The organism is Pedobacter gandavensis (genome assembly GCF_032677645.1).
Taxonomy (GTDB): domain Bacteria; phylum Bacteroidota; class Bacteroidia; order Sphingobacteriales; family Sphingobacteriaceae; genus Pedobacter; species Pedobacter gandavensis_A.
Genome location: NZ_JAVTSB010000011.1, coordinates 69,228 through 93,389 on the forward strand (window position 1 = coordinate 69,228; position 24,162 = coordinate 93,389).

At 38.7% G+C, this 24,162-nt stretch carries 20 protein-coding genes; 7 read left to right on the forward strand and 13 right to left on the reverse strand.

Annotated elements, in window-relative coordinates:
- Nucleotides 1-13: 13 nt before the first annotated feature.
- The 6 genes from R2Q66_RS18160 to R2Q66_RS18185 form a co-directional block, all read right to left on the reverse strand.
- The gene (locus tag R2Q66_RS18160) at nt 14-1,069 is read right to left on the reverse strand and encodes a preprotein translocase subunit SecD (protein WP_316751648.1); all 1,056 of its coding nucleotides are present in this window, start codon (nt 1,067-1,069) and stop codon (nt 14-16) included.
- A 38-nt stretch (nt 1,070-1,107) separates the two neighbouring features.
- Nucleotides 1,108-2,217 carry a zinc finger domain-containing protein gene (locus R2Q66_RS18165; RefSeq protein ID WP_316751650.1) on the reverse strand — a complete coding sequence of 370 codons (1,110 nt, stop codon included), beginning with the start codon at nt 2,215-2,217 and terminating at the stop codon, nt 1,108-1,110.
- 4 nt (nt 2,218-2,221) lie between these two features.
- Complete coding sequence (locus R2Q66_RS18170) at nt 2,222-3,322, reverse strand: SPFH domain-containing protein (protein ID WP_316751652.1); 1,101 nt, start codon at nt 3,320-3,322, stop codon at nt 2,222-2,224.
- 218 nt (nt 3,323-3,540) lie between these two features.
- Complete coding sequence (locus R2Q66_RS18175; RefSeq protein ID WP_316751654.1) at nt 3,541-6,222, reverse strand: alpha-L-rhamnosidase; 2,682 nt, start codon at nt 6,220-6,222, stop codon at nt 3,541-3,543.
- A gap of 218 nt (nt 6,223-6,440) precedes the next feature.
- A complete protein-coding gene (locus tag R2Q66_RS18180) occupies nt 6,441-7,109 on the reverse strand; it encodes a DUF6629 family protein (protein ID WP_316751656.1) in 669 nt (222 codons plus the stop codon).
- A gap of 127 nt (nt 7,110-7,236) precedes the next feature.
- Nucleotides 7,237-8,265, reverse strand: a complete 1,029-nt coding sequence (locus R2Q66_RS18185; protein WP_316751659.1) for a WYL domain-containing protein — start codon at nt 8,263-8,265, stop codon at nt 7,237-7,239.
- Nucleotides 8,266-9,110: 845 nt separating this feature from the next.
- Here R2Q66_RS18185 and R2Q66_RS18190 point away from each other — a divergent pair.
- Genes R2Q66_RS18190 through R2Q66_RS18200 form a run of 3 tightly spaced genes read left to right on the forward strand, consistent with a single transcriptional unit; the run spans nt 9,111 to nt 12,041 of the window.
- Nucleotides 9,111-10,202, forward strand: a complete 1,092-nt coding sequence (locus tag R2Q66_RS18190; RefSeq protein ID WP_316751661.1) for a slipin family protein — start codon at nt 9,111-9,113, stop codon at nt 10,200-10,202.
- 8 nt (nt 10,203-10,210) lie between these two features.
- On the forward strand, nt 10,211-10,996 hold the full coding sequence (locus R2Q66_RS18195) for a nucleotidyltransferase domain-containing protein (RefSeq protein WP_316751662.1): 786 nt from the start codon (nt 10,211-10,213) through the stop codon (nt 10,994-10,996).
- Nucleotides 10,986-12,041, forward strand: coding sequence for a DNA polymerase beta superfamily protein (locus R2Q66_RS18200; RefSeq protein WP_316751664.1), 1,056 nt, complete (start codon nt 10,986-10,988; stop codon nt 12,039-12,041). The genes R2Q66_RS18195 and R2Q66_RS18200 overlap by 11 nt, the downstream gene beginning before the upstream one ends.
- 11 nt (nt 12,042-12,052) lie before the next feature.
- Here R2Q66_RS18200 and R2Q66_RS18205 read toward each other — a convergent pair whose 3' ends face one another.
- Nucleotides 12,053-12,658, reverse strand: a complete 606-nt coding sequence (locus tag R2Q66_RS18205) for a hypothetical protein (protein WP_316751666.1) — start codon at nt 12,656-12,658, stop codon at nt 12,053-12,055.
- Between the two features lie 194 nt (nt 12,659-12,852).
- Here R2Q66_RS18205 and R2Q66_RS18210 point away from each other — a divergent pair, with 194 nt between their 5' ends.
- Together R2Q66_RS18210 and R2Q66_RS18215 are read left to right on the forward strand one after the other, a co-directional pair.
- The gene (locus R2Q66_RS18210) at nt 12,853-13,950 is read left to right on the forward strand and encodes an acyl-CoA desaturase (protein WP_316751668.1); all 1,098 of its coding nucleotides are present in this window, start codon (nt 12,853-12,855) and stop codon (nt 13,948-13,950) included.
- Nucleotides 13,940-14,989: a fatty acid desaturase family protein gene (locus R2Q66_RS18215; RefSeq protein WP_316751669.1), complete on the forward strand. Its 1,050-nt coding sequence runs from the start codon at nt 13,940-13,942 to the stop codon at nt 14,987-14,989. The genes R2Q66_RS18210 and R2Q66_RS18215 overlap by 11 nt, the downstream gene beginning before the upstream one ends.
- Here the strand turns inward: R2Q66_RS18215 and R2Q66_RS18220 are convergent.
- The 3 genes from R2Q66_RS18220 to R2Q66_RS18230 form a co-directional block, all read right to left on the reverse strand.
- Nucleotides 14,986-15,747: a LytTR family DNA-binding domain-containing protein gene (locus R2Q66_RS18220; RefSeq protein WP_316751672.1), complete on the reverse strand. Its 762-nt coding sequence runs from the start codon at nt 15,745-15,747 to the stop codon at nt 14,986-14,988. The two genes, R2Q66_RS18215 and R2Q66_RS18220, sit on opposite strands and share 4 nt — an antisense overlap.
- Entirely contained in the window at nt 15,747-18,452 is a 2,706-nt protein-coding gene (locus R2Q66_RS18225) for a sensor histidine kinase (RefSeq protein WP_316751675.1), read from the reverse strand. The genes R2Q66_RS18220 and R2Q66_RS18225 overlap by 1 nt, the downstream gene beginning before the upstream one ends.
- A 71-nt stretch (nt 18,453-18,523) precedes the next feature.
- Nucleotides 18,524-19,417 (reverse strand): AraC family transcriptional regulator, encoded by an 894-nt coding sequence (locus tag R2Q66_RS18230; RefSeq protein WP_316751677.1) that lies wholly within the window; start codon nt 19,415-19,417, stop codon nt 18,524-18,526.
- Nucleotides 19,418-19,554: 137 nt separating this feature from the next.
- Here R2Q66_RS18230 and R2Q66_RS18235 point away from each other — a divergent pair, with 137 nt between their 5' ends.
- Both R2Q66_RS18235 and R2Q66_RS18240 read left to right on the forward strand, forming a co-directional pair.
- Nucleotides 19,555-20,439, forward strand: a complete 885-nt coding sequence (locus tag R2Q66_RS18235) for a phytanoyl-CoA dioxygenase family protein (protein WP_316751679.1) — start codon at nt 19,555-19,557, stop codon at nt 20,437-20,439.
- 16 nt (nt 20,440-20,455) lie between these two features.
- Nucleotides 20,456-21,271 carry a sugar phosphate isomerase/epimerase gene (locus R2Q66_RS18240; RefSeq protein ID WP_316751680.1) on the forward strand — a complete coding sequence of 272 codons (816 nt, stop codon included), beginning with the start codon at nt 20,456-20,458 and terminating at the stop codon, nt 21,269-21,271.
- A 34-nt stretch (nt 21,272-21,305) separates the two neighbouring features.
- Here the strand turns inward: R2Q66_RS18240 and R2Q66_RS18245 are convergent, their stop codons facing one another.
- The 3 genes from R2Q66_RS18245 to R2Q66_RS18255 all read right to left on the reverse strand — a co-directional run bounded on the left by R2Q66_RS18245 (nt 21,306) and on the right by R2Q66_RS18255 (nt 23,967).
- Nucleotides 21,306-22,538, reverse strand: coding sequence for an alpha/beta hydrolase-fold protein (locus tag R2Q66_RS18245; protein WP_316751682.1), 1,233 nt, complete (start codon nt 22,536-22,538; stop codon nt 21,306-21,308).
- A 237-nt stretch (nt 22,539-22,775) separates the two neighbouring features.
- On the reverse strand, nt 22,776-23,126 hold the full coding sequence (locus R2Q66_RS18250) for an MmcQ/YjbR family DNA-binding protein (RefSeq protein WP_316751684.1): 351 nt from the start codon (nt 23,124-23,126) through the stop codon (nt 22,776-22,778).
- Between the two features lie 73 nt (nt 23,127-23,199).
- Nucleotides 23,200-23,967, reverse strand: coding sequence for an NADPH-dependent F420 reductase (locus R2Q66_RS18255; protein ID WP_316751686.1), 768 nt, complete (start codon nt 23,965-23,967; stop codon nt 23,200-23,202).
- Nucleotides 23,968-24,162: the final 195 nt, after the last annotated feature.

The window sequence follows — 24,162 nt, forward strand, 5'->3', positions numbered from 1 at the left end:
GGTTAGTCTTAGTTTAATGATCTGGAGCTGTTTCCTCTTGCTTTTCAAAACCTTGATAATGATAGGATCGCTCAGAGCCCTCGCCACACACGCTGAAGAAGATGCTTTTTTGGGCTAAATTACTCTCGCTGAATTTGCCCTTGCTTGCTGGTTGGATTTTGATGTATTTACGCAGATATCTGGGGTCGTTGTACTGGTTTTGCTGGTGATAAGCATTATTCTCCTGATCTGAACTGTCAGTGTATTGATTGGATTTAGAGTCATACTGATAGGTAGCAGCATCCGGTTCAGGGAATATATTGTAATGTTTATTGGCATAAATCAGGTTCTTATTTACTCCTTTTGATTGATCATATTGGTTTTTCCATTCCAGCATCTCTTTCCACCCGGCTTGTTCTTCTCCGGCTGGGTTTTGTTTAGTATAACCTTTATTTCCGCCGTAATTAGAAAGCTTAATCACATCACCGGCTTTGGCAGGAGTGATTATAGCTGCTGGAGTGATCATGGCGGAAAAGTTTTCGTACTCGCGCTTTGGCGCATGGTGAATCAGGATAAAATCATTGTACCCGGAAGTATTTTGATAATGCCAGGATCCTTCAATAGCTGCATTTGGTTTTGCAGATTCTTCCGGTAATCTGGATAAAATGATCGTTTTGGTCTGACCAGCTTTCTGGTAAACAAATGGTGCATTGATGCAATTCACATCATCATTAAACACCTTCCTAATGCTGTCCTGGTCAAACTGAGCGAAGGTTTTACTGCCTCTTTCAAAGCCGGCGAAATTTATTCTGGTACTGTCTTTTAAAGCGGGGTTTTGATGGGCAAACACCTCGAATAATTCCGGCTGATCCGGATAGAAGAGCAGGTAATCCTTTTCAAATCCATACTTGCCAAATACCCCTGTGGCATAACCGTATAGTAAAAATGTTCCATCCTCAAACAGGCTGATACCTGAGGTGCCGCCATACTGGCCTGCATATTTCTTATATCGCAGATCTTTGCTTTGATTTTGTGCGGAGGCGATTTTGAGAAGGAACAGGCAGACAAACAGGGGTAATAAGGATTTCATAAACTAATTGTTAAGGCTAATTAAGGTAACAACTTTTATTAAATACATGCCACCACAATAGTGATTAAAATCAATATCATGAATACAAAAAGAACAATCTTGATCCAGCTTAAAGGGCGCTTTCCAATAACTTCACCAGTACTGGCATTCACTGTAAACTGGTAGATTTTATTATGGTAATCATAAGCACTGACCCATACCGGCAGCATGATGTATTTTATAGCCTTGTTGAGGTACTCCGTTGTGGTATTGCCAACTTCCTGCTCGTCTCCGCCAATATCATGTTCTATTTCAGATCTAATTTTGTCTTGGGTCTGTTTAAAAGCCATCAACAAGCCTTGTTGAGGATCGGTCTGATAGGTTTCAGAGCGGAAACCGCTCATATAGCGTTCGTCGAACTTAACCAACAGTTTAAAATTCCAGGGAGCCAGATCCTTTAAGGTTTCAGTAGGAAGAGAGTTACTCGCAGATACAATCAGATCGCGAAACTTGCAATCTACCTTGCCCGATACCGCTGACCATCGGGTATGGCGCACTTGCCTTGTTCTGGTTTCCGTTTTGTTATTTTCAGTTACCGTATACTCTTCTGTGGTGTAATAATAATCACCACGTCTTCCATCATAACCGGTGATGGTGTCCGTATCATAAGTCCAGTGCGGTAAGTAAATTCCCTGAAGGTTCGAAGCACTGGCGCTTACTTTTTTTGCCAGATCATTTGGTGCCCACCAAAGCCCTTTGAGCCATTTTTGGAAGTACAGAATAGCTTGTTGCTGGTTAATTTCGAAGGGTAAAATGTAATGTGGCGGTAGATATTGCTGCCCGGCTTGTGGACTTAACACCAGTGGGGCTGTGCAAAACGAGCATTTATCTGAGCTGGTAAAAGAGCTGAGAACAGTTTGTGAACCGCAATTACTACAGTTCACTACTTTCTTGTCGTCAGTTATTTTGTGTTGATTGATGCGGTCTATAAAGAGTTCATAATCAAAAGATTTGATGGTTGTATACGATTGATTAGTTTCTATAGCATTACTCTGACCGCAATGATCACATTTGAGGTTTTTACTACCAGGTGTAAAATATAGTAATGCGCCACAGCCATTACATTTTAGAGAAAGATTAAGGACACTGGGTTGTATCGTGTTGTTCATGAAATTAAGCTAGTGGAGGGGGTTCATGGTCAAATAACTCAGTCAACGACACTGCCGGAGCCCATGCGGCCATTCCCTTTTTCCAAACCTGAGTTTCTTTACTGATCACCTTAGAATCAATTAAGGTTTTTATAGTTGCAAGGCTGTGAGGTCCATCAGGCTTTCCATCCTTTGCGAAATGATACTCTACTATGTTTAGCGATGGTGGTGTATCTGTAGCTTTTTCATTGGGATTAAACTGATTTTGCTGAAATATATTGCCCACCTGACCCATCATCGCTGCACCAACACCAAGGCCCATACCTGCTGCACCAAGGTTGCCTCCAATGGTGTTTTCCGCAGATTTTTCGATGGCATTTGCGGCCTGAAACTGAGCATAAGCACCCAGGTTTCCTATGATGCCCATTTGACTGCGCTTATCGAGCGCCTGCTCCACTTCAGCAGGTAAGGATACATTCTCAACAAATAATTTGCTGAGTTGAAGTCCGAGTTCTGCAAAATCAGGTTGTATATTTTGCGTAATCAACAGACCCATTTCATTGTAATTGGCCGCAAGATCAAGTACCGGTATTTTAGACTCGGCTACGGTATCCATAGCACGGGAGACTACCGTATCACGCAGTTGCTCATTAATGTTTTCCAGACTAAAATCAGGATTGGTTGCAGTGATTTGACTCAGAAATACTTTGGGATCTTGTACTTTAAAACTGAATGTACCAAATGCACGTAGACGAACAGGGCCGAATTCCGCGTCACGTATCATCACAGGGTTTTTAGTGCCCCACTTTTGATTTAGAAAAAGACGCATACTCACAAAATACACATCTGCCTGAAAGGGACTGTTGAAGCCATATTTCCAACTCATCAGCGTAGTCAAAATCGGGATATTCTGTGTACTGAGCTCATACATACCGGGAGTAAATATGTCCGCTATCCGACCTTCATTCATAAAAATGGCTACCTGCGATTCACGCACGGTAAGCTTTGCGCCCATTTTTATCGCGTTGTCCTGACGCGGAAATTTCCAAACTAAGGTATCCTGACTCTGGTCTACCCACTCAATAACATCTATAAACTCGCCTAATAATTTGCTGAATAATCCCATTGGATGATAACTAGTAAAGGTTTTTTTGATAAATATAGTTTTATTCCGCAATCTATCAAATATTACCTTAGAGTCACAAACGCTTAATTGTTGCAGAATTTTTCAATGAGGATTATTTAAAGACGCTATGCTGAAAATGTGATCAGGGAGAAATAAGAATCCATTTATCGGAAAAGAAGGGGATGATTTCCCCTTCTTTTAAGGCCTTTTTTCAATCGCTAGGCGATTTCAAATTGATATACACCTGCATTTAGCCTGATCTTCGAGGCGATCACCTGACCGTTGCGGTATACTTTTTTACCACCTGCTACCGGGAAATTAATGACGGCATCTGAATTTGCCGGAATGGTAACGGAGTAAATCACTTTATTCCCGGATCTTTTCCAGCTGGAAATGATTTTGCCATAAGGGCCTTCATGTTCCGCTTTGAAATGGTCAAGCCCGGATACAAAATTGGGGCGTAACTGTACCCGCTTAAATCCTGGATAGGCTTCATCAGGATGGATACCACCCAATCCTTTAAAGAACCAGCCACCTATTTCGCCGAACATCATGTGGTTTAAAGAGATGTCTCTTTCTGCTTTGATATCCCAGTTTTCATAAAGGGTAGTGGCTCCGTTTACAATCCACCATCCCCAGGAAGGGTAGGTGTCCTGAGCCGCCAACTTATACGCAGTTTCTGCTTGTCCATGATCACTAAGGGCGTTTAATATTGCTTTGGCACCAAGCACCCCAACATCCAGGTGCATACCATCTGCGGCAACTCTTCTGGCCAGATTCTCCGCAACCTTAGCTTTTAGCCCTTCCGGCACCAGGTCCCACTGTAAGGCCATGCTCAATTCTGTTTGCACTCCGGAAGCATAAATTCCAGTTTCAGCGTTAAAATATTTGTTGTTTACCGCAGTTTTGATCTTGTCGGCAAGTTTACTGTAGTATTCGAAATCCTTTTGTTTGTGCAGTAGTTTGGCTGCTTTTGCAAGAATAGTTGCATCCACAAAGTAATAGGTAGAGGAAGTGTATTCCAGATTGGAGGTCGATTTTACAGGCACCCAATCTCCACGACCAAAGGTAGTGAGTCCCGCCGGACTGATTTGAGTCAGGTAATCCACATATTTTTTCATGCTGTTGTAGCTATCGGCCAGCAGTTGACTATCTCCGTAAAAAAGGTAAATGTTCCATGGAATGATCGCAATGGTACTGGTCCAGTCGGTGCCATTCGCAGTTCCATATCCCCATCCTGAGGTAGGAATGATATCCGGAAGTACACCATCCGGCTTTTGCTCATCTCTATGGTCTGCCAGCCATTTCTCATAAACCGTGATCCCGTCAAAATTAAACAGTCCGGTTTCTATCGCAAAATGTCCGTCACCGGTCCAGCCATTTTTTTCCCTTTGTGGACAATCCGTAGGATAGCCCATCAGGTTAGATAAATAAGAATTGTTGGTTGCCCACCATAACCTGTCTATTAATGGGTTAGAGGAGCTGATGCTGCCTTTTGGTGCCACATCGCTGTGCATAAAGTAGCCGGTGATACTTTCCTTGCTGAGCTGAATTGGCTTACTGCTGGTCACTTCAATATATTGAAAGCCTTTATAGTTGAACCTTGGCATAAATTCAACTTCTCCCTTTCCTGATAAGGTAATGATATCAGTTTGAAAAGGGTCGGAAGTATCTTGAGGTCGGTAGTAAACATCAATATTGGAAAGGTCAACTCTACCATTCGCATACAGGCGTTCCCCGTGTTTTAAACGGATGATGGTACCTGCTTCTCCTTTTACCCTGATTTTTGTTACCCCGGATATATTCTGACCAAGGTCAAAAACATAGGTCGTATCGTCGAACTTTTTCATGGATTTAACCGGAATTTCTTTCACATTCCGGATAGGTTGCATGGCCTGACTAACCACCAGTTCTGAAGGCGCTTTTCTGAGCACAACAGCTTCCCATTTACGGTCGTCAAAATCTGCGGTATTCCATCCAGGTTGTTCCTGGCGGAAATCATAATGTTCCGCCGTATAAATATTATTCAGCACAATAGGGCTGGAGCTCGTTTTCCAGTCCTCGCCTGAACTAATTACCGCCGTTGTTCCGTCGGTATAAGTAACCCGGAGGTTCATACAAAAAGCAGGTCTTGCCCTCCATATGGCCTTATCAAAATTCCATACCGCCAATGCCTGGTGGTTGTACCAGCCATTGCCCAAAAGCACACCAATGGCATTACTACCTTTTTGAAGCTGGGCTGTTACATCATAGGAAACATATAAGTTTCTTTTGTCATAACGGGTAAACATGGGGTCCAACCGGTGGTTCCCTACCTTTTTTCCATTCAGGTATAACTCATATAATCCCGCCACCGCAATATAGGCCCTTGCAGATTTAACTTGTTTTGAAGATTCGAATGCTTTTCTGAACCAGGGGGCAGGACGCTTATTAATATCGTTCCCATCACTGATCCAGGCACCTTGCCATGGCGTATTCATCATACCCGTTTCAAAACTGCTAACCGGGCCCGGAGCCGCTGGCTTTCCATTTTTGTCCCAAAGTACTACGGTCCAGAAATATTTGCTGAAAGCTTCCAGAGGTTGGCCGCCATAATTAACTAAGCGCGCTTCGGAATTTAACTTCCCGGAATCCCATGATTTTCCTTTTCTTTTACTGACTTCCAATGAATCTTTTCCAACAATAATCCGATAAGCAGTTTGCCTCGCATCCTGACGGTTATCGATCATTAACCAGGATAAACGCGGTTTCACAGCGTCAATTCCTATTGGATTGTTGAGATATTCACATTGCAGGGCGGCAGGTTTTAGTACCAAAGGATCTTTCGCCAGACCGGTAGCGGACCAGATCAGGAGTAGCGGGAGGAACGGAAAAGATAAATGCTTAAAAAAGAGGTTCATTCGGTTAAATTTAGGTGTTTGATGACAATAATAAATCCCTAAAAGGGAATTAGCAACCTTTACTGTCCTGCTAAGGTCTAAAATTATTTGATACAGAAGCTTATGTGGGTTGTCCGGATAAAAAAAAACGGCAGCATGATAACCGCCGGTAAAAGAACAAATGTATTTTTATTGGGGGTTCTGAGTTAAATTATCCAGATTTACCTCTCTTTCTGGTATTACGCCTGGCAAAGAGATGAATTATAATTTTCCCTGTTCAGTTTTATGATAATGAAAAGGATCAGCATGCTCAATATCGACCCGAAAAAGCACCATACAGAAGTGAGATAGTTTGTATAGACGATTGCTGTAAATACATAGGAAAGCACAAGCGCCCAGCCCAAAATTCTGAGCCATTTGTTACTGGAAACAAATGGGGAAATGGCCGTTGCCAGCATATAAGGGATACCTCTGAGCAGTTTGCTCTGGAAAGGGAATTGCAGCGAATATCTGATATGGTGTTCCTCTATTCTAGCCGAGGCATTAAAATTCAATAGCGAATAGCCAAGGTATAGAGCTGCCAGTATACCTGTTCCTAATAAGCCGGTTAAAATTTTCTTCCTCAGGGGATCTTTCTCAAACAACAACATCGATAAGGGAACCAATATGGGCCAGACGGTCTGGGCAAATGCCAGAAAGAGGTACATTGCGAGGTCAGTCCACCGGGCATAAGCTGCATGAGAAAGTGCCAGCCACAACAGACCCTCCATCACCTGTTGCAGCGCAAAAAGGATCGGAATGCAGGCCAGTACGTATTGTGGAGTAGTTTTAGCCTTAATCAAGGCAATACCGCCTACCAATAGCAGGCCGGCACCTGCTGTAAAACTTGCTGCAACGGAAAAACACATCAGTCACTTGTTTACATCTGAGGGAAATTCATCAGGTATTAAACAAACGCTTCAGCGCAATAAAAGTTTAGTTAAATTTACCCCCTGGAAATTTATACTGATGTGATTTAATCAACCATACCTTACTCTAAGGTATCGACTCTTCTGTTTCATATTGTTGGGCAGATTGAATAAGCCTTTTTTTAATTCTGGAAGCCAGGTTTCGAGGTGCCAAAACTTTCAGGCATTCACCAAAGCCAAGGATTTCTCTTTCCAGCTCAAAGTTTAAGACCACATCAATTCTAAAGGTCAAACCATCAGAATCCTCTTCCAACAATTGCTGACTATGATGTAAGGGCTTCGTTAGGATGTAGGGCGCATTTTGTTTATTTATTTTTAAGACGACTTTATGCGGCCGATCTTTTTCGGATTTGGTTACCCCAAGAAGGTCTTCAAAATAACGGTCAAAATCTACACCTTTATATTCAACATAGGGTTCATTTGGGAGTTCCTGAAATTCGATGATCCGATCAAGAGCGAGGGTAAGCAATTGCGCACCCTTCCTTTTCTTTACAATAACAAACCATCTATTTCTGTATTCTTTTAAAAGATAAGGGAAATAAATATCCTGACTGGCTTGTAATGCTTTAAAAGACCGGTAACCAATCAACAGTGATTTTTGCTGAAGAATAGCCTGATAAAGTGGGTTGATATATTCCAATCCCCGTAGCTGTTTATTACTTTCAAATTGAATGTAGTTTTTGCTGGGATTCGTGGATTTATTAAGGTTGTTTTCCAACCGGGCAATCATATCGCTCATCTCATCAAAATAATTAAAGCCATTGAACTGTTTGAGCACACCAACAATTTCTTTCATTTTCTCCACATCACCGGAATTGATAGGAGCATTGGTAATGCTGTAAGCTAAATCGCCATAACTATAGAATTTTCTGTCAGATACGACAATTGGGGCATTGTATCCCAACTTATCACTGCGCATTAATTGAATGTCGGCCTGAACAGTACGCTTGCTTACGCCAGATGTTATTCCTTCATATTCAAATAGTCTGGAAGCGACCTTTTCGATAATATCATCCAGTGTCCATTTTCTAAACCTGTTTTTCAGGCATTCATCAATGGTTTTATATCGAATCAAAGCAAGTTTATTTACTGACATAACATATTTAGGGGTTAAAAAATCATTATCGGCACCTTATAAAGGTATGAAATGAGAACTACTGCGCAATGGGATTGCGTAATTGAAATAGAAAAATTACTGGAATGAGAATAATGTAAAATTATCACCTTGATTTACAGTTTGATATGTAAATATTGAGAATTGTTTTTTATTACGCAATTGTGTTGCGTAGTGGCTCAGGCATCTTTGTAATGTCAACAATACGACAGGTTCTTTGAAAAAATAAGACGTACGAAAGTACATTAAGATATTCCCGAAAGGGAATGATAGTCGAAAGGATAAACATCCACAGTTGTGAGTCTCTAATGGCTCCAAAGTATTGCGCTGTTCAGCGGTAATATTCTGATGTTTAAAATGGCTGATTGTCCAATTTGTGTGTCGCAGGTTCGAATCCTGCTCCTGGTCAAACAGGATAACTCAGGGGTAGAGTAACAAACCAATTGCAGGTTCGAATCCTGCCTCCAGAGTATGGAGTAGCAAAAAGGTAATGCACCGGATTTAGGTCCTCAGAAAGAAGGAACACTTTTCAAATGTTCCATTGCAAAAAGCACCAGGAAAGACATTCCGCTTTATGGAAATAACGCTCCATACCATAAAGCAATTTGATTTAAGCTTTGCAGGTACAACATAGAAAGGCAGAATTTACTGTAGCTATCAGTTATTAGAAAGATCAAAACCTGCTCAAAGCAGCAAGAAGATCTTTAAAGAATAGGATAAATACTTTAAAAAGAAACCGAGTATCATTTGTCCCTCCGTATAAAACAGATGAATGTCTTTTGAATGTGCTTATGAATAATTATAGCAACCAACTAAAGAATTAAAATATGAAAAGAGTAATGATCAATACCAACTCTGTAGGGTTGGTTTACAGAAAAAAAGAATTTAAACGTGTATTGACTACCGGAAACCACTGGTTGGGTTTTGGAGAATCAGTAATGACTTACGATATGGCAAAAACATTTTTTGCCTCAGAACTAGACGTTTTGTTATTGAACAAAGATTTTGAAGAATTGGTAACTACCGTAGAAGTGGCAGACAATGAGTTGGTACTGGTTTATCAAAATAAGAATTTCATGCAGGTATTGACTGCAGGAAAATATGCATTCTGGAAAGGTTTAAACAAATATTCATTTGTCACAGCCAATTTGGATAACTACGAAATTGCAGCAGATATCGATAAAAATACCATAGAAAAATCAAAGTTATCAGCTCATATCAGGGTTTTCAAAGTGGAGAATTATGAAAAAGGATTGCTGATAGTTGATGGCAACTGTGAAAAAATAATGGAACCAGGCAATTACATATTCTGGAAGAACAGAACTGTAATCCATGTTTTAAAGACGGATATGCGTCAATTGAATATGGAAATCATTGGACAGGAAATACTGACCAAAGATAAAGCACAATTGCGCATCAATTTCAGTACCCAATACAAGGTTACTGATCTGATGAAAGCTTTATTGGAAAATAAAGAGTTTGACAAGCAATTGTATATCAGTATCCAACTGGGTTTAAGGGAGGTCGTTGGAAAAATGACTTTCGATGAACTTATGGAAAATAAACACAAGATCTCGGAAGCTATCTTGAATAGCTGTGCGGGCAAAGCTGAAGGTTTAGGCGCGAAATTACTGGACTGCGGAGTAAAAGACATCATATTACCAGGAGATATCAAAGAGATTATGAACCAGGTTTTAATTGCAGAGAAAAGGGCACAAGCCAATTTAATCACGCGTAGAGAGGAAACTGCATCTACCAGAAGTTTGTTAAACACGGCAAAGTTAATGGAAGACAATGTGATGCTCTACAAATTGAAAGAAATGGAATATGTAGAAAAGATCGCAGAAAAGATCAACACCATCAGCTTGTCCGGAAGCGGGCAGATCGTTGATCAGTTGAAACAAATATTTGTAAAATAGGTAAGGCTATGTCTTCCTTTAAAAGAACGACAATGAAAACAAGGATACTTAATCAACTACAGGAAATAGAAACGAACAATCAACTCAAGATACTTTATGCCTGCGAATCCGGAAGCCGGGGCTGGCAGTTCCCCTCTCCAGACAGCGATTTTGATGTGCGGTTTATCTATATAAGGTCAGCGAATTTCTATTTATCGGTCGCAGAAAAACAAGATCACTTGGGATTTCCAATAAATGATGAGCTTGATATCTATGGCTGGGACCTGAAAAAGGTTTTACAATTGACTGCAAAATCAAACACCACGCCTTTTGAATGGCTCCAATCTCCTATTGTTTATTCGGAGGTAGCAGGTTTTAGATCGGAACTATGGGCATTATGCCAGCACTTCTTTTCTCAAAGAATAAATACAAATCATTATCTCGGCATAGGGAAATCCGCGATGAGCACCATCACTGACAACAATGAGATCAGCATAAAAAAATTATTTTATGTGCTGCGTCCACTGCTTGCCGCAAAATGGTGCCTGGAAAAAAATGGGATCGCAGCAATGACAATAGATCCTTTGCTGGAATTAATGCCGCAAAACTTGCAGGAGATGGTTCAGGATCTGGTTATATTTAAAACAACTACAGTAGAAGCTTTGGCGGTAAAAATCGACGAAGACTTGAAAAACTGGATCGAGAGGGAATTTGAACTTTGTAGTGAAGCAGTTAAAATAATAGAACAAACGAAATTCGATTATGGTCTACTGGATACTTTCTTTTTGAAAATGATCAAAGCTTATGACAATTAAAGAAATAAAAGATAAAGGATTACTACTTTTTGAGTGCATAAGCGGAAGTCGAGCCTATGGGCTTGCTACTTCAAAGTCAGATACCGATTTAAAGGGTGTATTTTATTTGCCACGCTCAGAATTTTATGGACTCAGCTACATTCCTCAAGTTAGCGATGAAAGGAATAATGAGGTGTATTATGAGTTAGGTCGGTTTATGGATCTGTTGAGTAAGAGCAATCCTAACATCCTCGAAATGCTCGCTAGTCCGGCAGACTGCATATTGTACAAGCACCCTTTAATGGAAAGGCTAAACATAAAGACTTTCCTGTCAAAAAACTGCAAAGAGACCTTCGGTGGTTACGCAATAACTCAGGTAAGAAAAGCAAAAGGCTTAAAAAAGAAAATTGTAAATCCGATGCCTCAAAAAAGGGCTTCTGTATTAGATTTCTGTTATATGCTGGAAGGCAATACTTCGGCAGCGCTCAAGTCATGGCTGGAGAAAAGGAACTATAGCCAGGAGAGATGTGGGCTGGTTAATATTCCTCATGTAAAAGGATTGTTTGCCCTATTTTATGATGCTGAAAGTAAAACTCCATATAAAGGGATAGTCGTAAACGAGAACTCAAATGATGTCTCCCTATCATCTGTCCCAAAAGATGCGCAGGTAATTGGTTATGTATTTTTCAATGCAGAAAGCTATTCTATGTACTGCAAAGAATTTAAGGAATATTGGGATTGGGTGGATCAGCGAAATGAGGATCGATATTTGGACAACAAACAGCATGGCAAGGACTATGATGCAAAAAATATGATGCATACAATCAGGCTCCTTCAGGTAACTGAAGAGCTTTTGAGAACCGGAGAATTACAGGTAAACCGATCAAACCGGGAAGAATTACTAGCTATCCGATCAGGGAAATTTGAATATAGTGTCTTGCTTGAACAGGCTGAAGCACTTATACAACAAATAGATTTTGCCTATGAGCAGTCAACGCTTCCTGAAAGCATTGATCATCAAAAACTAGAAAACAGCCTTATTGAAATAAGAAAGGAACTTTATTGAAAAATAATGACTTACATTTTATCAACATTACTGCTGTCAGGTCCGAAATAATCAATTAACCATTTGTCATCAACCTTAGTCAACGTAAAAATATATTGATTGATATTGGTGATGTCAAATTTCACCATTGCTTTGTCATTTAGAAGGTGAATTCTGCTGAATTTACCTTCTTTAATGTGCTCCAGGATATCTTCCGGTTCAAAACCGAAAATAACGTCATAATTTAAGCCAGGTATTGCAAACATCCCATCTTTGGCTGGATATGGTTCCCATAATTCAACATCATTTGCGATCAATTGATAATATTGTCTTAAGTCATTTAGAAAAGTATTAGAAAGGCCGTTGCTTGATTTTAAATACATTAAATAACGTTCGACTTCTTTCATAGCTATGCTTACTTTAATCATCGTATCTACTTCCTTTCGAACTACAATCGACTTATAAACTTTTGTGCTATCTATTTTTCTTGAAATGTCTGCGCTTTGCTCCAGTCTGTACCAGTTTAAAAAACTCAGCACTGTTTGTTTAATTTTTGCTTCCTCAGTATCAATTGTTTTTTGCCCATAGCAGAGACTAAAAAACAAGACTCCAATAAACATTAATACGAATCTCTTCATGGTTTGTTTTTTTATATTTTCACGAACTTATGTGACACTGTAGGTATGCATCTCGGGAAGATGTCTTTAACCTAAGATAACTGTTTTTCCAATGGTTTTTCCTGTACTTATTAACAATAAGAGTATGTATTGCGTACATTTAAGAGTTAGATGCCTTTTAACAAGACTGAAATTACACCGACAATATTGACAAAATGAATAAATTGAAATTTACAAAGGATGAAGGCTCTGAATTCTACAAAGAATTAAATGAGAGAATCGACCAGCATTTTTCAGAGAAAGGGATTCAGAAGACGGGTAATAAGACCATGATTTTTAAAATCATACTCTATTTCAGCCTTGACATTTTGTTTTATGTACTGATGATTACAAGTACCACAACAATTGGTTTTTACTTATTTTACCTGCTTACGGGACTTTCTGTTCTGCTGACAGCCTTCAATATTTCACACGATGCCGCACACGGAGTTGCAGTAAAAAGTAAATTCTGGAACAAACTATTATTCTCTCTTAGCTTTAACCTGCAAGGAAACAACGCCTACGTTTGGGGAAAGAATCACAACGAATCACACCATTTGTACACGAATGTGGAGGGTAGCGACATTGATGTTTTGAACAATCCACTTTTCCGAATGACCGAAAATCAACGGCTAAAATGGTTTCATAAGTATCAATTTATATACGCTCCATTTCTTTATTTGCTGTACTCCATAAATTGGTTTTTCCTTCGGGAAACACTGATGTTAGTTAATTACTCAAGTCGAACCATTAAAATAGAGATTCCAGGAAATGAAGTCATAAAACTCATTCTTTACAAATTTCTTTATATCGGCTATATGATTGTTCTTCCGATCTACCTTTTGCCCTTTGATTGGACAACAGTTTTATTGGCATTTCTAATGAACCACTTTCTTGTATCGCTAATCTTTGTTGGCGTTTTGGGTGTTTCACATTTATCCGATTATGTAGCGCATCCTGTTCCAGACACAGATAATAAACTTAATATGAGCTGGCCAAAACTGCAAATGTGCACATCCGTTGACTATAACGCGGATAGCACATTTTTCAATTGGACTTTGGGCGGCTTCAATGCCCACGCTTTACATCATTTATTGCCAAACATTTGCCACGTTCATTATTTAGAAATCCTTCCCATTTTTAAAGAGCTTTCTCAAAAACACGGCCTGATCTATATGGAAATGCCTTACAGAAAATCTCTTGCCTCACATTTTAGATTTTTAAAAGGAATGGGACAGCAGCAGCAATTTAAACCTATTCCATTTGAAAGATAAGCACATTTATATTGCCCGGGACAGCGAATTGCTAAAAACCATTTACAAGCAAGTGGAGGAGCAACTCATCGTGAATAAAGTCAACTTTACACTGAAAATATGGACTAAGTTTATATTCTATTTCACATTTACGGCTGTTTGCTACTCCGCATTATTTACCACAAGTAATTCAATCGCATTTGTTTTATGTTTCGTTTTGTATGGTTTTATCTCCTTGCTTTTTGCGTTTAATTTTTCTCATGACTTTTCTCATAACACCATATTTAAAAGCAAAAAAATAAATAACCTGTGTTTTATTTTCATCTATACCATTGTTGGCGCACACGCAGAGGCCTGGAAACAAAGACACATACACTCACATCATTACGCCCCAAATGTCGAAGACTATGACTCTGATTTGAAAATCTCGAAACTTATTCGGGTAATTCCGAACAGCGAACATTATTGGTTTCATCGCTACCAACATTTCTATGCACCATTTGCCTATACAATCTATTCTCTATTCTGGATTTTTATTAAAGACTTTGTAATTCTATTTTCAACTGACCAATACACAGAAAATAAGAACCTTAAATATCATCTTTCATTTTGGGCTCAAAAAGCGTTTTATTTAACTTTTATACTGCTATTGCCTTTACTGTTCTCTATGCAGCCCTGGTTTATTGTGCTGGCAGGTTTTTTGGCAATGCATTTATCACAATCATTGTTCTTGTTATTCACTTTCTTTATGACACACCATGTGGAACAGACCGAATATCCTACAACAGACAGCAATGGTTTTATAAAAACATCCTGGCTGATGAACCAGATTAAAAGTTCAAATGATATGCATCCATTCAGTGAAACAGCGAATTTTATACTTGGTGGTTTTAATAATCATATTGCCCATCATTTATTCCCGCACTACCATCATATTCATTACCCGAAACTTAACAGAATATTGTACAGTATTTTATTGGAACACAATATATCACCAAATCAGACAACCTATTGGGGAGGAATTGCTTCACATTTACGACTGTTAAAAAGAATGAGTTAAGATTTTCCTTTCAGGATTCGGAGTAAAACCTCATCTCTTTTTTGTCTGGATATTGGTACCTGACTACCATCGTCCATAGCTATATATCCGCCATCTGTTTTTACATAGGCAGAGATTTTCCGGAAGTTGATCAGGTGGGACTGGTGCGTCCTGATGAAATTATGGTTTTCGAGCAATTCCTGATATTCCTTTAATGTTTTACAGACCAGGTATTGTTTTTTATGGTCTACATAAATATGCGTGTAATTACCTTCAGCCTCAAGCCTTATGATTTTATTGATCGCTAAGAATTCTATTTTATCCGATAAAGGGATCGCGATTCTCTGCTCATCATCTCCTCTATCTATATTAGCAACCAATTCCTTTAACCTTTCATTTTCTTTTTTAGGATTGATTTGGATGGTTGCTTTTTCAACTGCATTGCTCAATTCCAAAATATTAATTGGCTTAAGCAGGTAATCTATAGCACATGCTTTAACTGCCTGAATCCCATACTTGTCGAAAGCGGTCACAAAAATAACTTCAAACTTCTGCTGACCATTTAATAATTTTAATAAATCGAATCCGGAAACTTCTCCCATTTCTATATCTAGAAAAAGCAAATCAGGATTTAATTCCCTGATTAATTTAAGTGCTTCAACAGCGGAGCCTGCTTCAGCAATGATTTCCACATTTGGACAATATTCCAGCAACAACTGACGCAGGTTATTTCTGCTTTTCGATTCATCGTCAATTAATATCGCTTTTAAGATCCTCATTAATCTATTGGAATAGTTAATACAGCAGTAACGCCATGCTCATTTTCACCTAAATTACTACTTAAATGTAAGTTTCCTACATTTCCATCGGTATTTAGCAGGACTAGTCGTTCTTTGACCAGCTTTAATCCAAAGCTTTTATTGCCCTCAGCTATATTTTCTTTTAAGCTGGTACCATTGTCTTTGATTACAATTTTAAGGTATTTCTGATCACAACTAATATGAATCATAAGGAGTCCCGCATCTCCCTTTTGAGCCAAACCATGTAGAATTGAATTTTCTACCAGCGGCTGAATGATCATGCCTGGAATTTCTATTAATTGGGTATTCACTTCAGGAGAGACTTCAATTTCAAATTTAAAGTTAAAACGCAGCTGCTCCAGCTCACAATAGAGTATGATTGCATCCAGCTCATCTGAAAGCGTTACGAAGCTTTTCTCCGAATTATTCAGAACCCTTCGCATCAGCAGCGAGAATTTCTCCAGGTAAACATTAGCTTCTTTATACTGATGATTATTAATCAGGGATTGTATGGAATTCAAAGCATTGAATATAAAATGTGGGTTCATCTGTGAGCGTATTGCTTTGATCTCCAGATCCTTGATTTTGTTCTTTAATAAGGTCTTCTTCTTTATGCTGGCAATCCTTGCTCTATAAACCAAAAACACAACTACTGAAGTAAGCAGAGCGGAGCAAACGCTCCACCCTAAAGTATTGATTAATGATGCCTTTTGATCCCTAGTCATTACACTCGAATCTATTGCGTTTTTTATCATTTCCTCTACTACCTGATGTTCATCAGGTGCTGCATCAAACAAGTAACTGGATATGACGCTAAAGTCTGAAGTAAATGTAAATACCTTGGTTTGCAGATAATAAAGGTCAAAATTCATTTGTTTGTTTAAGTCATCACTTAATTCGACATAAGTGACATTGGGAAGATCCTTCAGTTTTTGATCAACGGTACTTTTCTCAAAATTGGAGGAATTAGATTGGGCGATAACAAAATGAACGTTACTACCTTTTTGCTTTTTTATAAGCTCAATGTAGCCTTTTAAAGCATCTGGATTGTTATTGTTTACAATTAAGACCAGAGGCTTTCCTTTAAATCGGGCGAGATCAAGAGCGCTTCCGTCTTTTAAAAGGAGTTTCTTAACCGGGCTTGGATTTCCCGGTAACCATTGCCTTGCTTGTGTCCAAACCTCTTTGATTCGATTTGTAAAGGTAGAATCGCCACAATTATGGATGAAATCTTCATAATAATTCTTCAGCTTTTCAGTACTTTCCACTTCACTTTTGTGAAGCTCTTTTCTTAATGATTCATAAATGGTAAAATATAAGGGATACCCTTCGAAAGATGCCAAAGCAGTTGCGTAATCAGCGTAGAAGCCGTGCTGGTCGGCATTAACCATACCCAATTTTGTTTGCTGATAGGAGCTTAACCACATTAGATAATAATCGTAATAAAGACCACCATCTAAACCACTCATAAAAACAGGCAGTGTATCAATACCTACAAAAAACTCCCTAGGGAACTTATCAATAGAGATATTCGGTTTTGGTTGTTTACGGTATTCAGAAAGGTACATCAATTTGGTCCCAGCCTGCACATACTTAAAATCAGTGCTGCAATACTCTAAAATTTCCGGCGAAACACGGTTAGCGTACTTGTTTATAATCACGTCCAAATCTTTTTGCCCTTGTTTTTGAAAAGATAAAAATTCTGCAGGTGATTTTGAATGATAATTACTTTCATTAACCCATTGCTGGTTAAAAACAGCGACCAAATCTTTACTCAGGGAGGCTTTTGCTGCTGCATTTCCTGCAAAAGAAAGGGTGTTGTCGAAATCTAGCGCATCTGCTTTAATGATCAGTGTATCTAAGGGCTCCAAAGGGAGACTGAAGGTTTTATAGGTATCAAATTCTCCAAAAATAAACCTCCGCCTTGAATAATTTAAACCGGCCAAAACACTAGCACTAAAAGAACCATCTTTATTAAACCTGAAAATCTCCTTATTAATTTCATAAATGCTGTCTGCCTTAACTAAATTGGTAATATTACCTTTGATCAGTGCATTTTTTGGCAATTGGAAAGAGCCCGATGTTAAAACTGCATTAGCAAGGTGATTCCCCCCGGTGGAGTTTGGCAAGTCTAATGTTTTAGGCAAGCCCTTACCGGCAATCAGCGAACTGATGATGGTCTCAGAAATTTGTTTTAAATGGGCAATTGGGAAAATATTATCAACAGACAATTCTGTTTTTGGAACAGTGGATTTCGTTTTCACATCAATTGAGGAGAAGTTGATTTTTTTAGGGGTCGATAGTGACTTCAGTTCTGATACTTTCCCCTGACTATCAGCTGTGACTTCATAACGCTGTTTAGTTAGATTTTTTTTTCTGTTTTCTAAATAAGAAGGGTAGTAGGAATCATAGCCCAACCAGGTGTTTTTTGCATCAGCATATTTTAACTTCAATCGTTCAAAAGAGACTTTAAAAACCAAATTTCCATTTGGCATTTTATTGGAGAGCTCATACCTAACATCAAAGTTATAATCGAAGGTATTAGCTTCATTGCGAATTCGAATACCTGTTTCAAACCAATCTCCTGATTTGAGATTTAATGTGGGACGCTGTTTTTGAGCGAAGAGTGCTGAAAGCGTGAGTAACAAAATTACTCCAAGGCTTAAAAGTTTTTTCTGTTTCATGGTTTTAAGATTTAAACAAAAGAACTTAAAGCTATCCATTTCGTTTAGGCTCATTGAGTAGATGGTATATATCACTTATTATTCTGCAATAATACTGTTTCGAAATCACCGGCTATTTTATGGTATTTTAGCCGGAATTGTAAAGGTGAGATTTGTTTAAATCGCTTAAATTGGCGGAAAAAGAAAGGTAGTGTTTCATAACCGCAAGCGTAACTAATCTGTTTAACCTGCAGATCTGTTTCAATGAGTTGTTTGCAGGCCATATTTAGCCTGAATTCGTTTAAAAAGATGAAAAAGGTTTTTTTCATTACTTTGCTGAAAAATCTGGAGAAGTTCTCTTCACTCATATGTAGATGCCCTGCTATGTCCTCCAATCTTATTTTAGTTCCATAATGTTGTCTCACATACTGATAAACGGAATTGATCCGGTCACTTTGCTGTGAAGCAGTCATTATCGCAAAATTGTGATCACAAAGGGTTTGAAATTGAATTTGGTTAGCCATTAGGTTCAGGAGATCTAAAAAACACATTAACTTTTCAAAGGATTCCATTTTAAGCATCCTGATGAAGGTGTCTTTAACTTCGCCGGCAAATAGTTTGTCAAACCGGATTCCTTTTTCAGAAAGGTCTAACATCCTTTTTATATGGGTAAATTCAGGTTGTCTCAACCAGTCTTTTCCCAATAAATCAATATCCCATTGAATCACAATGGCCTGGGCTTTATTGATTTGTGGGCCTACGTTTTTCCAGCAATGCGGTAGGTTTGGGCCCAATAGAATCAGGTCATTGTCTTCAAAATTCTCCATACTATTCCCCACATAGCGCAAACCAGAACTTTTTAGGATGAAGGTTAATTCAAATTGTGGATGAAAATGCCATGGCGCATCAAATTCGTCTTTCTCCTGGAAGAAAGCCTTTAAAGAACTTGATGGTAGCGGTAAAATAGATTCAAAAACGGGTTTCATGGGAAATATCTTATTCTATGCTCATTCTGACTTAATAGCTTATTTTAAGCACAAGATAAGTGATTATTAAGTCAAAATAAGCTAACCCTGGTATCTTTTTATTCAATTACTTTGAGTGATCAATCAACGAACCAAACATGCAAGATCTTTCAGAATTTCATCATCAGCTCACTGATACATTTAAAAAACCGGCAAGCAAAGTCCAATGGGAAGAATACCGGTTGACCGATGAGCAGGTCCAATTTTTTAATGAGCATGGGTATTTAAGTAACATTAAGCTTTTAGAAGAGGAGCAGGTTGAGGTTTTAAAAAGAGATTTACAGGAGATTACCAATGCGAATCATCCCGGAAACCATCTCTTTCATGAATTCCATTCCAATGAATCTTCAAATCCGGAAACTGTTTTGTTTCATGCATTGGGGGCCTGGCGTATTACAAAAGGTTTTCATGATACGCTTTGGAACCCTGCCTTTCTGATGGCTGCAAGCCAGTTGCTAGGGAATAAAGGGGTTAGGTTCTGGCATGACCAATTATTTTGTAAACCGGCAAAGCATGGCGGAGTTGTTGCCTGGCATCAGGATTATTCTTATTGGACCAGGACTGTCCCAATGCAGCACTTAACCTGCTGGATTGGATTAGATGACTCCACGACTGAAAATGGCTGCTTACTATATGTTCCTAAAAGTCACAAATGGGGCTTGCTTGAAAAACCAGAACTAGCGGGCGATATGAATGGTATTGCAGATCACCTGACTGAAAAGCAAAAAGAAGAATTTGTTCCTGTTTCCATTGAAATGAAGAAGGGCTATGGCACATTTCATCATCCTTTATTATTACATGGATCCAATGAAAATAAATCCAATCATTCCAGAGGGGCATTTGTATTAAACGTGTTTGCTGATGGGACACAATCTGCTTCAAATAAAGTATTGCTCAATGGTGTACCTGCGGTTCCTGAAGGTGACCAGATGGAGGGGCAATTTTTCCCATTGCTATTTGATCCGGCAGTACAGTCTAGCTAGAACAACAATTTTAAATATGAAAATACAATTCTATTGTCCTCGCTGGGGTTCTGAAAGTAGTAACTGGGATGATTTTTGTCAGAAAGTAAAACTGGCAGGATATGATGGTGTGGAGACACCTGTTCCTGAAGATCCACATGAACAAGGTATCATGATCAAAGCATTGGAAAAGAACAATTTGCTTTTGATTGGCCAATATTATCAATCGTTTGAAAAGGATTTTGAGGAGCATAAAGCCAATTATATAAAACATTTACAGCTGCTCGCGTCATTTAATCCGGTGAAAATCAACGCTCAGACAGGTAAGGATTATTTTAATTTTGAGCAGAACCTGGCGTTATTTACTGTCGCAGATGCAATTGCTCTGGAAACCGGTATTCCTATTTGTCACGAGACACACCGGGGTAAAGCATTATTTGCCTCACATATAGCACACCGGTTTCTAAAGGAATTACCAGATTTAAGGATAACCGCAGATTTTTCTCATTGGTGCAATGTAGCTGAAAGTTTACTCGAAGATCAACAGGAGGCACTTGCTTTAGCCTGTAAACAAGTTGGACATATTCATTCCAGAGTAGGGCAGTCCCAAAGTGCACAGGTCATTGATCCACGCTTACCTGAATTTAAAACAGCATTGGAGGCTCATTTGAACTGGTGGGATGAAATTATCAGAGATTATCAAAATAAAAAAATAGATAAAATAACCATTACTACTGAATTTGGTCCGGCACCCTATATGGTTCATTTACCCTTTACTAAGATGCCGGTAGCCAATCAATGGGAGATCAATTTATATATGATGCACTTGTTGAAAGAGATATATCGTAAATAAGCCAACAGCGCGCATCTGTTTATATTTCTGGTGTTTATCCACCTGGCAATAACGTGTTTAATTTTCCACGGGACATTGGGTTTTCTTTGATAGACAAAGATTTTTTGAAATATTCAATTGCTTTTGATTTATCTCCAGTTGCATTAAAATAGTCGCCATAAGAATCGTAGACATTATAACTTTCAGGGTAATTGTCAACATTTATTCTCAGTAGTCCTTCAGCTTTGGCATATTGCTTTTGCCGCAAAAAATCACAGCCCAGGTTGTTTATTACCTCTTCAGGTGGGGAAACCTTATAACCCAACAGTTTTGATACTTCCTGATAATGTTTTTCAAATTTATTTACTAAGTCTACAGTCGGATCTGTGAGGTCTTTGGGGGAAAGTTTAAAACTGTACTTGTTAAAGATGAAACGCAAAGCATCATATTCTGTGATTAAGGGTACGGATCCGTGGTCTTCATTGCTATAATATTTACTATCATACCTTAATCCATTTTCCTTTTGCTCTTTAATATATTGATCCAAATTAAGAATTGATCGGATATGCCTGGTGCCTTTAGTGGTGTCGCTGCGGACTCTAGTGATATCCATGCCCTCTCTCAAGGTATTTGCAATTCCCAAATACAAAGTGGTACCTGAAAAATTCTTTTCTTTTAGCGCCTTCTGAGTTGTATTTAACAAGTTCATTTGATCCCACCACATGCTTGGGTCTATACAAATGTAGGCGTTGAACAGTTTTGTATGGTTTATTGCAACGTTCATCACTGTTAGGCCTCCAAATGAATGTCCGGTTAATATTTTGTAAGGTTGCGTTGGGTATAAGGAATCAATACGCGGCATCAGTTCTTTTTCAAGAAATGAAACAAAACGTTCGCCACCTCCTGTTGTTTTTAACATCAAACTGTCGGTATAGGGTGGAGGTGCATCTACATGTGTTGGTGTCAGATCTCTGATTCTATCCGTGTTTGGAATGCCAACAACAATCATTTCGGGGCAAATGGTGTTACCGATTCCCTGACTAAGGTGCTGAATTATACCTACTACGGAAGAAAAATGGTCAGCACCATCCAATAAGTATAATACAGGATATCGTTGTTTAGAGTCAGGGGTCCAACTATCTGGTACATATACCCAGATTTTTCTTTGTTCATTCAGAATCTTCGATTGGATGCTGTCAATTGTTCCGATGGTTATTTTATTGTCTTTTTGAGCCAGGGCAGACAGGGAGAAAAATGCAGTAAGAACTGAAAGAGTTAATCTTTTCATGGTAGAAGTGTGGTTTGATAAACATTAGGAAATGATTATTCTGGGTATTCCTTTTCCGTATTTAAATGGTTAACCGGAAATCTGGGATCGGGTATTCTGCTGCTTTAGTATAATGAAGATAGTGAATTCCATTAGGAATATAGTGGAATCTTAAATGCAGTTTCTTAAAAACCCAATTCTGTTATTAAAATGGGGTTAACACGTCAATGCACGTACCCCGGCCCAGGTTCACTGATTTTAGGTGCTTTTCTTTGATAAACCTGCTGAGACTAGTGCGTAAGATTTCTTTACGAGATCCTTTACCATCTCATCAGAAACGTCGCCATTTAAAGCAACGCTGATCCAGTGTTTCCAGCTCAGGTTAAATGGTTTTTGGATGCCGTTGTGCTCTCTAAGTGTCTCAATAACTTCCGGATCGCATTTCAACGTGCAGTAATCGAATTTATCGATATCAAAAAAAGAAAACATTTTCTTTCCCACATAAAATACAAGTATAGACCGCGAATTCTTGAAAAAACCCTGAAAAGGCATCCCCTCGTGGGTGTGGGGAAATGACAGACAGTATGCTCGAAACTCTTCTATATCCATAGGATTTACAATGATTACTTTTTAACTTTTAAAGATTGCTGGGCCTTTTTTCTTACTCCGGCACTGATTATACTCAGGATGATTTTGACAAACCAGGGGGCGGTGCTTTTGAATATATCAAACGATTGTTTTCTACGATTTCCTCATGACTTAAATTGAATTGTTTTTCAATAAGGTATTCCATCACTTGATCCCGTAATTGAGGAGCATTAGCTTTATTGGCTATGGTTAATGCATCCTTAAGCTCAACTTTGTTGAGTTCTGTGCAATATGCAGGCGTTCCAGGTTGCTGCCTCCATGATTCTTCAAGTTTACCTGTGTCTACTGTATCAAACCCTAATTCATCAATCAGGTTACTAATAACCAGTTTTGGCTCATCATTATCTCCTGCAATGGAAATCGCAATGCGTCCTGGAGTGCCATTAGGTGTTCCTCCCTGAACAAGCGTATGAGCAAGTAAATTATTAAATGCTTTGACCACAGGTCTTCCTAATTGTTCAGATACCCATACACTTTCTATCTTTCCTTCATCAAGTTCCAGGATATGGCCATCTCTGAATGGATAATAATTACTTGTATCTACAATAATTACATTATCCGGGACATCATTGAAGAGATCCTTTGGCAGTTCAGGGATAATTTTCGTTGGAATAGAGAGAATCACGACATCAACATTTTTTACAACGTCTTTAATGTCGACTGCAGTTACGTTTATAGATGCTACTTTTCTTTTAAGCTCATCACTAAGTTTTGATGCCGAGATAACAATTGAGTGGTTTGGAGCAAGTTTTTTGGCTAGATTAAAGCCGATTGATCCGGCACCTATTATTCCTATTTTCATATCAGATGTTATTAATTTGTCTCAAAAAATATCTTGCAAAGATACCAAATAATAGAGGCTATGTGCGTAGTGCTCTCCTAAAGGATAGTAAGGTCGGAAATCTGAAATCAATGCACCAATGGATATAATCCCCTTGCAATTCCTTTAGTTTTCGGTTATAGAATTTATCAACCAGAACCGATTAGCATGTTTAAG